The sequence below is a fragment of the Cupriavidus basilensis genome (genome assembly GCF_000832305.1).
Lineage (GTDB): Bacteria > Pseudomonadota > Gammaproteobacteria > Burkholderiales > Burkholderiaceae > Cupriavidus > Cupriavidus basilensis_F.
On sequence record NZ_CP010536.1, the window covers coordinates 4,152,747 to 4,162,581 of the forward strand.

The following is a 9,835-nucleotide window of genomic DNA, read 5'->3' on the forward strand; positions in this document are numbered from 1 at the left end:
CTTACAGCACTTCCGGCGCGAGCGACACAATCTTCATGAAGCGCTCGGTACGGAGTTCACGAGTCACCGGCCCGAAAATACGGGTGCCGATCGGCTCGAGCTTGGTGTTCAGCAAGACAGCGGCATTGCTGTCGAACTTGACGAGCGAACCATCAGCGCGACGCACGCCCTTGGCGGTACGCACGACGACGGCGTTGTAAATATCGCCCTTCTTCACGCGACCGCGCGGCGCTGCGTCCTTAACGGTCACCTTGATGATGTCGCCCACGCTCGCATAGCGGCGCTTGGACCCACCCAGCACTTTGATGCACAGAACTTCGCGCGCACCAGTGTTATCGGCTACTTCGAGCCGGCTTTCTGTCTGAATCATGGTGTTATCTTCCCAACTTAATCCACCGGGCAACGCCCGCCGGTCAGTCTTGGTCCCGTCAGCCCCTGGCTTTGCGCCAGCAACCGTTTGGGTTGATCAACTTTGAAGTCGGTAGTTACCAGGCGGCCTGAACATGGTTAATCAGGAGCCGCTCGGCTAGGTTCGCTTCACCGATTCGCCGGGGTGATACAACTAAGGCGAATGCAACAAAGCGGAAGTCCAGGATTATAGCACATAACCCTGGACTCGCAAGTCAACCGAAAACCGTGTGGTTTTTTAGATGACGCGCGCAGCTTCGACCAGACGGGAAACCACCCAGGACTTGGTCCGCGACAGCGGACGCGTTTCCTGGATCTCGACCTTGTCGCCTTCCTTGTACTGGTTGGCTTCGTCGTGTGCGTGATACTTCTTGGAACGCAGCACGTACTTGCCGTACAGAGGATGCTTGACGCGGTTTTCGATCAAGACCGTGACGGTCTTGTCCATCTTGTCGCTAACTACCCGACCGACCAGCGTGCGGCGAAGCGACGATTCCGTTTGTGCAGTTTCAGTCATTTCGAGGTCGCCTTTTCGTTCAGCACGGTTTGCACCCGCGCGATGTCCTTGCGCACCTTCTTCAGCTGGCTGGTGTTCTGCAGCTGTTGGGTGGCCTTTTGCATGCGCAGGCTAAATTGGGCCTTCAGCAGCTCGGAGAGCTCCTGGTTCAGCCCTGCGGCATCTTTGCCGCGAAGTTCGGATGCTTTCATCCCTGCTCTCCTTACGTCCCGACCTGGCGCACCACGAAATTGGTAGCGATCGGCAGCTTGGCGGCCGCGAGGCGGAACGCCTCACGAGCCAGCTCTTCCGTCACGCCATCCATTTCGTACAGCATCTTGCCCGGCTGGATTTCTGCCACGTAGTATTCCGGATTACCCTTACCGTTACCCATACGGACTTCGGCGGGCTTCTTCGAGATCGGCTTGTCCGGGAAAATCCGGATCCAGATGCGGCCGCCACGCTTGATGTGACGGGTCATCGCACGACGTGCCGACTCGATCTGACGAGCCGTCAGACGACCACGGCCCATCGCCTTCAGGCCGAATTCGCCGAAAGACACGGCGTTGCCACGGGTAGCTTTACCCGTGTTGCGGCCTTTCTGCTCCTTGCGGTATTTTCTGCGCTTAGGTTGCAGCATCGTTATTCTCCACTCTTCGCATCTGCGCCAGGAGCGCGGCGACCTGCACCGGCACCCGCGCCACCGCGGCGGTTGCCACCCGGACGGCCGCCTTCGCCTTCACGGCGACGACCATCAGGACGACCACCCGGGCGACGACGACGATCGTCTTGCGGCTCTTCCACCACCGGCGCATCGTTGCGGCCGAGGTGATCACCCTTGTAGACCCACACCTTGACACCGATGATGCCGTAGGTGGTTTCTGCTTCGGAGAAGCCGTAGTCGATGTCGGCGCGCAGGGTGTGCAGGGGCACACGACCTTCGCGATACCACTCGGTACGAGCGATTTCGATGCCGTTCAGACGACCGGCGCTCATGATCTTGATGCCCTGGGCACCGAGGCGCATCGCGTTCTGCATCGCACGCTTCATTGCGCGGCGGAACATGATACGGCGCTCGAGCTGCTGGGTGATCGAGTCAGCGATCAGCTGCGCATCGGTTTCCGGCTTGCGGATTTCCTCGATGTTCACGTGCACGGGCACACCCATGCGGCGTTGCAGCTCGGCCTTGAGCAGTTCGATGTCCTCACCCTTCTTGCCGATCACCACGCCCGGACGCGAGCTATAAATGGTGAGACGTGCATTGCGGGCGGGGCGCTCGATCACGACGCGGCCAACCGAAGCGTTCTTGAGCTTCTTCTTCAGAAACTCGCGAACTTCGATGTCTTCCTTCAGCATGCCGGCGAACTTCGTGTTGTTGGCGTACCAACGCGAAGCCCAGTTACGGCTGACGGCCAGACGGAAGCCAGTCGGATGAATCTTCTGTCCCATCGTGACTCCTTAGTTGCCGAGCGTCACAGTGATGTGACAAGTTTGTTTCTCGATGCGGTTGCCGCGGCCCTTTGCTCGTGCCGTGAAACGCTTGAGCGAGGTTGCCTTGTCGACGAAGATGGTCTTGACCTTCAGTTCGTCGATGTCGGCGCCTTCGTTGTGCTCGGCGTTGGCGATGGCCGATTCGACCACCTTCTTCACGATGACGGCCGCCTTTTTCGGGCTGAACGTCAGGACGTTGAGCGCGCGTTCGATCGGCAGACCGCGGATCTGGTCAGCGACCAGGCGCGTTTTCTGGGCGGAGATGCGGGCACCGCGATGAATCGCTTTCACTTCCATGATGGCACCTTACCTCTTCGCTTTCTTGTCAGCCGCGTGGCCCTTGAACGTACGCGTGAGCGCAAATTCACCGAGCTTGTGGCCAACCATGTTTTCCGAAACATACACCGGCACGTGTTGACGGCCGTTATGTACGGCGATCGTCAGGCCGATGAAGTCCGGCAGAATGGTCGAGCGACGCGACCAAGTCTTGATGGGCTTCTTGTCCTTGCCGGCTGAGGCCGCTTCCACCTTTTTCAGCAGGTGGGCGTCACAGAACGGACCCTTTTTTGCGGAACGTGTCATGTCTAGGCTCCTACCTACCGATTAACGCTTGTGGCGGCGCTGCACGATCATGCTGGCAGTGCGCTTGTTGCTGCGGGTACGGTAACCCTTGGCCGGGGTACCCCACGGCGAAACGGGGTCACGACCAGCAGCGGTCTTGCCTTCACCACCACCGTGCGGGTGGTCCACCGGGTTCATCACAACGCCGCGAACCGTCGGGCGGATACCGCGCCAACGATTTGCACCGGCCTTGCCGATGACGCGCAGGCTATGCTCTTCGTTACCGACTTCACCGATGGTGGCGCGGCATTCGATGTGAACGCGACGCACTTCACCGGAGCGCAGGCGAACCTGAGCGTAGATGCCTTCACGAGCCAGCAGCACAGCGGAACCGCCAGCGGCGCGAGCGATCTGAGCGCCCTTGCCCGGCAGCATTTCCACGCAGTGGATGGTGGTACCAACCGGAATGTTGCGGATCGGCAGGTTGTTACCCGACTTGATCGCAGCTTCCGAGCCGTTCATCAACGCTTGGCCAACTACCATGCCCTTGGTGGCAATGATGTAGCGGCGCTCGCCGTCGGCGAACAGCACCAGCGCGATATTGGCGCTGCGGTTCGGATCGTATTCCAGGCGCTCGACCTTGGCGGCGATGCCGTCCTTGTCGTTGCGCTTGAAGTCGACCACGCGGTAATGGTGCTTATGACCACCGCCCTTGTGGCGGGTGGTGATGTGACCGTTGTTGTTACGGCCCGACTTCTGGAATTGCTTTTCCAGCAGCGGAGCGTGGGGCGCGCCCTTGTGCAGGTTGTGGTTAACAACCTTCACCATGGAGCGACGGCCCGGGGACGTCGGCTTGGTCTTGACGAGTGCCATGATTACTTGGCCTCCGCTTCAAAATTGATTTCCTGACCCGGCTTGAGCGAAACGTAAGCCTTCTTCACGTGGTTGCGACGCCCCATGAAACGGCCAAAACGCTTTTGCTTGCCCTTTTGGTTCAGGATCTGAACGGACTGCACCTCGACCTTGAACAGCAGTTCGACTGCCGCCTTCACGTCTGCCTTGTTGGCATCGCGAGCGACTTCGAACACGACTTGTTCGTTCTTGTCGGCGACCAGGGTTGCCTTTTCGGAAACCACCGGCGCGAGCAGCACCTGCATCAAACGATGATCGTTCTTGGCTACTTGCGTCATTTCAGCAACTCCTCGATCTGCGCGACGGCTGCCTTGGTCACCAGCACCTTCTTGTAGTGCACGAGCGACAGCGGGTCAGCCTGGCGCGGCTCGACAACCGCCACGTGCGGCAGATTGCGCGAAGCCAGGTAGAGGTTTTCGTCGAGGCTGTCGGTGATGATCAGCACCGAGTCCAGGCCCATGGCCTTGAACTTGTCGGCCAAGAGCTTGGTCTTGGGCGCATCGACGGTGAAACCGTCCACCACGTTGATACGACCTTCACGTGCGAGCTGCGAGTAAATCGAGCGCATGCCGGCACGGAACATCTTCTTGTTGACCTTCTGCGTGAAGTTCTCTTCCGGCGAATTCGGGAAGATACGGCCGCCCCCGCGCCACAGCGGCGAGGAAGACATACCGGCACGGGCGCGACCCGTACCCTTCTGGCGCCAAGGCTTCTTGGTCGTGTGCTTGACCTCTTCACGGTCCTTCTGCTTACGGTTACCGCTGCGAGCGTTAGCCTGGTAAGCGACGACGACCTGGTGAACGAGGGCTTCGTTGTAGTCACGGCCGAAGACTTCGGGCGAAGCGTCAACGCCTGCACCGATCTGGCCATTGTCCTGGAGGAGCTTGAGTTCCATTGATTCGCTCCTTAAGCTTTGGCTTTGGCCTTGACGGCCGGGGTAACGATAACCTTGCCGCCCTTGGAGCCGGGAATGGCGCCCTTGACCAGCAGCAGCTTGCGCTCTGCGTCGATCTTGGCGATTTCCAGGTTCTGGACGGTGCGGGTGACGTCACCCAGATGGCCAGTCATGCGCTTGCCGGGGAACACACGGCCCGGATCCTGCGCCATACCGATGGAACCCGGCACGTTGTGCGAACGCGAGTTACCGTGGGTGGCACGACCCGATGCGAAATGGTGACGCTTGATGGTACCGGCGTAGCCCTTACCGATGGTCACGCCCTGGACGTCGATCTTTTGACCGACTTCGAACAGGTCAACCGACAGCGTGCCGCCGGGTTGCAGTTCGCCAGCCTTAGCGGCATCGATGCGGAATTCGCGGATGATTTCACCAGCTTCAACACCAGCTTTGGCAAGGTGACCTGCCAGGGGCTTGGTGACGCGGCTAGCGCGGCGTGCGCCGAAAGTGACTTGAACCGAGGTATAACCGTCGGTCTCGTCCGTCTTGATTTGTGTCACGCGGTTGTCGCCGACCTCGACCACGGTAACGGGAATTGAATCGCCGTCGTCCGTGAAAATACGGGTCATGCCAACCTTGCGACCTACAAGGCCAAGGCTCATGGTTTGCTCCATTCCCAGCTGCGATTGGCCGGGGCTGATTGATACACGAAAACAGTGTTTGCAGTGCGGGGCTTGCGCTGAAGAAGACTGCGCGCGGCCAAGCTGGCCAGCCCACTACCCATAGACAAACGGGTAGCCTTACACTATATCGCGTAGATTTGGAAAGAGCAAGCGTGGAGCGACAAGTATGACGGGGCGTACGGGGCGGTGTTGTTTTGTGATGATTCCGTGTGATCCTACCGCCCCAGCTGCACAAATTCCCCGCCAAAGAACACCAGCGGCTCCCCCTCGCCTACCTCAAACTCCTCCACCTGGCCCACGATCAGCAGGTGATCCCCGACGGCATCGGCGCGCTCGACCCGGCACGCCAGGGTGGCCAGGGCATCATCGAGATAAGGCACGCCACGCTGGCATCGCCGATGGGCGACTCCGGCAAACTTGTCGTCTGCGGGCTTGGCAAAGCGCCGGGCGAGTTCGCCGTGCCCCGCCCGCAGAATGCTGACGCCGAACGGGCTCCCCGGCGTGAAACGCGCCGCGTTCGGCGAACGCAAGGCCAGGCTCCACAGGATCAGCGGCGGCGCCAGCGACAGCGAGGCAAAGGAGTTGATGGTCAGGCCGATCGGGCGGTCATCGGCACCGCAGGCGCCGATGACCGCCACGCCGGTGGCGTAACGGCCACAAGCGTGGCGCAGCGCCTTGGGGTCGAGCACGGCACAAGTGGCGTCCATCTCAGGCTGCCTGCGGCAAATGCCGGTCGATCAGTTGCTGGCAGGCGGCGGGATCGGCCCACCAGGGAAAGAAGTCCGGCGGGTTGTCGAAGCCGTTGGCGATGCGTGCGGCCAGCGCCGGCGCTTGCCCGGCCGCGCCCAGCAATGCCAGGATGTGCGGCGGCGGCGGCGTGAGCAGCGAGTTGGTCCAGTTCACGACGTCACCGGCGTACTGCCAGTAGCTGGCGAAGGTCTGCGCCATCCAGGCAGCGTCGAAGGCACGATCACCGCGCGCGACGATCGCCTCCAGATAAACCTTGCAGCATTTGGCGGCGTTGTTCGAGCCTTGTCCGGTGATGGGGTCGTTGACTACCACCGCGTCCGCCATGCCGAACACCAGCCGGCCGGACGGCAGCGTCATGACGGGATGGCGCACGGTTGGCGTGAACCGGCCGGCGAGGATGCCCTGCTCATCGGTGAGCGTGACGTTGTCACAGCGTTGCGCTTCCCATGGCAGCCAGGTACGAAGGATGCGCAGGCTTTCGGCCAGGTGCTGCTCGGGCGTACGCGCCTCAGCCCACTGGTCCATGGGTCCGCCCGGTATGCCCTCGAACACCATGATCTCGCAAGGTCCGCTCAAGGTCAGCGCGGGGAACACAAAGTACTCGCCGATGCCGGGAATCAGGTTGAAGCAAACCCGCGAGTACGGCGTGCGCGGCGTCATGCCGTTCACATAGGTCAAGGCCAGCGCACGTTGCGGTGCGGTAAAGGGACTGCGCGCGGCATCGCGCTCAAAGCGGCTGACGATTTCGCCCTTGCCGGCGGCGAGCAGGACCAGATCGTGCTCGAGCGTCAGCGCTTCGAGCTCGTCGATGCCGGCATCGGCGATGCGCAGGTCGCCGCCTCGCTCGGCGAAGGCCTCCATCCAGGCCGGCATCTTGAGGCGTTGGTCCACGGCCTGCGCAGGCCGCTCGAGCCGGGCGGCCCAGTCGATCAGCCTGGCGCCAAGCTGCTCCGGATGCGGAATCGCCAGGCCAATGCCTTCTACGGGGGGGCAACTATCGTCCCACCAGTTCAGCCCAAGCTCGCGCTCGGCCTGCAACGAGCGATCGAACATGCATTGGCTGGACATGACCTTGCCCGCCCTGACCTGGTCCGGCGTGCGATTGGTCAGCAGCGTGACCTGATAGCCCTTGGCTTGCAGCCCGAGGGCCATCTGCAGGCCGGACTGGCCCGCCCCGACGATGGCAATGCGTTGGCTCATGGCAATCTCCTACTACTAGATGTTCAGGATGAAAATCGAAGCCCCGGCTTGGGGGATGCTCGATGCCAGCGTCAACCGGCCAGCCTGGGAATGGCGGGCACGTTCTGCTCGGGCCCCATCGCCGAGTAGCCGCCGTCCACCGCATAGTCCGCGCCGGTGACAAAGCTGGCGTGGTCGGAACAGAGAAACAACACGACCTGAGCCACTTCGTCGGGCTCGCCAACGCGGCCAAGGAGGTGGAAGTCCGCCGCCACGCGATCGGTGCGCTCGCGGTTGCCGCCGCTGACCTCATCCATCAGCCGGCACCAGGTCCAGCCGGGAGAAACAGCGTTGACCCGGATGCCATCGGGCGCGAGATCCATCGCCATGCTGCGGGTAAGCTGCCGGATGGCAGCCTTGGAGGCCGGATAGAGCCAGCGGCCCGTCTGCCCCACATTGGCGGAGATACTGGTGAAGTTGACGATGGCGCCACCGCCGCGAGCCCGCATGGCCGGGTGCACGGCCTGCGCCAGCATCACCCCGGAAACCACGTTGACGTCCAGCGCCGCAAGCCAGTCGCGCCGTGCTGATTTGAAGCCATCGTCCAGATAGGTGCACGCCAGGTTGACCAGGTAGTCAACACCACCGAAGTGCTGGCTCACCCGGGCTACCGCCGCCGCCACCTGGGCATCGTCGGTGATGTCCGTATGGACGAACAATGCCCGCTCGCCCAACGCGGCAGCTGCCCGCTCGCCGCCGCTGGCATCGATGTCGAGAATGGCCACTCGCGTGCCGGCCTCGACGAAGGCGCTGGCCACGCCCGCGCCGATCAACGTGGCGCCACCGCTGATGATGGCCACTTTGTCCCGCAGTCCTTTCATGACGCTGTCTCCTGGTTGTCTTGGCCGCTGCCCGGCTGCCGCCTTGCGACAGCACGTGCCGGGTGCGGCCTTCTGCTTTGCTGTAATGCGTGGTACTTGCCCGTACGGGCTCTTACTTGCCTTCGCTCTCCTGCCAGCGCGCCATCAGCGTGTTGGAGGGCAGCGTTTCGTCGAGCAGCTTGCGCGCGGTCTCCACACCTGCCACGGGCAGGCCGGCCGGATCGAGCTTGCCGATCTGCACCAGCACGCTCGCCTGGTCCCAGTAGATGTGCTCGTGGTAGAGCTTGTCGCCGCGGAACTTGACGATGGCGATGAGGGGGATCTCCACCCGCTTGCCGGTGGGCGCCACGCCAGGCAGCATCCAGTCGACTTCGCAGGTATGCGTGAAGCAGAACAGGATCTCGTCGACGATCTGGCTGGCGCCCACGGTGCGCGACAGCGGGATCAGGCTGGTATCGGGCGGATTGCTGTTGACGAAATGGTTCTGGTAGAAGCGTTTGAGCTGCCGGTAGCCGACGCCGCCAGTCATGGTCGGGATATGGTTCACGTAGGGTTCCGACACCATCGTCGCCATCGTGGCGTCGACATCGCGGGTGGCGAACTCGTATTCGCAGTGCTTGTCCCAGAGGGCCGAGAAATCGTAGTGCGGACCCATCTCTGCGCGCAGCGCGGCTATCGAGCGCTGATGCGCCATCAGCGCCGATGGGTGGTCGAAATGCTCGCCGCCGGTGCGCGCGAACGCGTGGTCCACGCCCGGATAGACGTACAGCTCGATGCCGTCCTTGCCGCCCAAGGCTGCGCGGATCTGCGCCTGCGCCTCAGGCGGGCAAAAGCCGTCGCGCTCGGCCACATGCAGCACCAGCCGCCCCTGGATTTTGGCCGCCTCGTCCAGCGCGCGCTCGATGCCGACGCCGTAGTACGCCACGGCACAGGCCACGCCGTCCAGGCGGCAGGCGGCCAGATAGGCGAGCTTGCCACCCAGGCAAAACCCGAGCACCCCGGTCTGGCCCACGCATTCAGGACGGGCCCGCAGCGCGTCCAGCGCCGCACCGACGTCCTTGACGCCCAGGGCCTCATCGAAGCGCTGATACAAGCCCAAGGCGCGCTGAAAGTCCTCACCGCGATCTCCCAGTTCGATGCCGGGGGCGATACGCCAGAACAAGTCGGGCACCAGCACCGTGTAGCCCTCCTCGGCGTAGTAGTCCGCCACGGCGCGCATGGTGGCATTGACGCCGAAGATTTCCTGGCACAAGACGATGCCGGGTCCCTTGCCCGATGCGGGCGTGGCAAGGTAGGCGTTGAATGCGCCGTCGGCGGCGTGGATCTGGATAGTCTGGCCCATGGGCTGCGCTCCTTTGTTTTTGGGGGTTGGGCTGCCGTGCTGGATTCCATCATGGGCGATCCGCACTGCAGCAAACTAGCCGCGGGCTGCAGCGGCTATCCGATTAGTGCAGGAAAATGCCGGCGTGGGCAAGGGGCGCCGGGAAGCGATCCACTATAGTGGTGTGAAGGAATCCGCCCGCAGGCTGGCCGGACCCAACTTACCAAGCGGCGCGCCAATGACGCCGAGGAGCGAGAC

The 9,835-nt window shown here is 62.5% G+C and carries 15 protein-coding genes; all 15 read right to left on the reverse strand.

Annotated elements, in window-relative coordinates:
- Position 1: 1 nt before the first annotated feature.
- The 15 genes from rplN to RR42_RS19275 all read right to left on the reverse strand — a co-directional run bounded on the left by rplN (position 2) and on the right by RR42_RS19275 (position 9,598).
- Complete coding sequence (gene rplN, locus RR42_RS19205) at positions 2–370, reverse strand: 50S ribosomal protein L14 (protein WP_017225233.1); 369 nt, start codon at positions 368–370, stop codon at positions 2–4.
- Between the two features lie 276 nt (positions 371–646).
- The gene (rpsQ, locus tag RR42_RS19210) at positions 647–925 is read right to left on the reverse strand and encodes a 30S ribosomal protein S17 (RefSeq protein ID WP_006160462.1); all 279 of its coding nucleotides are present in this window, start codon (positions 923–925) and stop codon (positions 647–649) included.
- Entirely contained in the window at positions 922–1,116 is a 195-nt protein-coding gene (gene rpmC, locus RR42_RS19215; protein WP_006160464.1) for a 50S ribosomal protein L29, read from the reverse strand. Before rpmC ends, rpsQ begins: the two co-directional genes overlap by 4 nt.
- Positions 1,117–1,127: 11 nt before the next feature.
- A complete protein-coding gene (gene rplP / locus RR42_RS19220; RefSeq protein ID WP_006160465.1) occupies positions 1,128–1,544 on the reverse strand; it encodes a 50S ribosomal protein L16 in 417 nt (138 codons plus the stop codon).
- A gap of 2 nt (positions 1,545–1,546) precedes the next feature.
- Positions 1,547–2,353: a 30S ribosomal protein S3 gene (rpsC, locus tag RR42_RS19225; RefSeq protein ID WP_006160467.1), complete on the reverse strand. Its 807-nt coding sequence runs from the start codon at positions 2,351–2,353 to the stop codon at positions 1,547–1,549.
- A gap of 9 nt (positions 2,354–2,362) precedes the next feature.
- Entirely contained in the window at positions 2,363–2,692 is a 330-nt protein-coding gene (gene rplV / locus RR42_RS19230; protein ID WP_006160469.1) for a 50S ribosomal protein L22, read from the reverse strand.
- Positions 2,693–2,701: 9 nt separating this feature from the next.
- A complete protein-coding gene (gene rpsS, locus RR42_RS19235) occupies positions 2,702–2,977 on the reverse strand; it encodes a 30S ribosomal protein S19 (RefSeq protein ID WP_006160471.1) in 276 nt (91 codons plus the stop codon).
- A 21-nt stretch (positions 2,978–2,998) separates the two neighbouring features.
- Positions 2,999–3,829, reverse strand: coding sequence for a 50S ribosomal protein L2 (gene rplB / locus RR42_RS19240; RefSeq protein WP_043350353.1), 831 nt, complete (start codon positions 3,827–3,829; stop codon positions 2,999–3,001).
- 2 nt (positions 3,830–3,831) lie between these two features.
- Positions 3,832–4,146 carry a 50S ribosomal protein L23 gene (rplW, locus tag RR42_RS19245; RefSeq protein WP_006160473.1) on the reverse strand — a complete coding sequence of 105 codons (315 nt, stop codon included), beginning with the start codon at positions 4,144–4,146 and terminating at the stop codon, positions 3,832–3,834.
- Positions 4,143–4,763, reverse strand: a complete 621-nt coding sequence (gene rplD, locus RR42_RS19250; protein WP_006160474.1) for a 50S ribosomal protein L4 — start codon at positions 4,761–4,763, stop codon at positions 4,143–4,145. Before rplD ends, rplW begins: the two co-directional genes overlap by 4 nt.
- A gap of 11 nt (positions 4,764–4,774) precedes the next feature.
- A complete protein-coding gene (gene rplC / locus RR42_RS19255) occupies positions 4,775–5,425 on the reverse strand; it encodes a 50S ribosomal protein L3 (protein ID WP_035870770.1) in 651 nt (216 codons plus the stop codon).
- 236 nt (positions 5,426–5,661) lie between these two features.
- Positions 5,662–6,153 (reverse strand): flavin reductase family protein, encoded by a 492-nt coding sequence (locus RR42_RS19260; protein ID WP_043350359.1) that lies wholly within the window; start codon positions 6,151–6,153, stop codon positions 5,662–5,664.
- 1 nt (position 6,154) lies between these two features.
- Positions 6,155–7,396: a styrene monooxygenase/indole monooxygenase family protein gene (locus tag RR42_RS19265; protein ID WP_043350362.1), complete on the reverse strand. Its 1,242-nt coding sequence runs from the start codon at positions 7,394–7,396 to the stop codon at positions 6,155–6,157.
- Between the two features lie 71 nt (positions 7,397–7,467).
- A complete protein-coding gene (locus tag RR42_RS19270) occupies positions 7,468–8,256 on the reverse strand; it encodes an SDR family oxidoreductase (RefSeq protein WP_043350365.1) in 789 nt (262 codons plus the stop codon).
- Positions 8,257–8,368: 112 nt separating this feature from the next.
- Complete coding sequence (locus RR42_RS19275; RefSeq protein ID WP_043350367.1) at positions 8,369–9,598, reverse strand: dienelactone hydrolase family protein; 1,230 nt, start codon at positions 9,596–9,598, stop codon at positions 8,369–8,371.
- Positions 9,599–9,835: the final 237 nt, after the last annotated feature.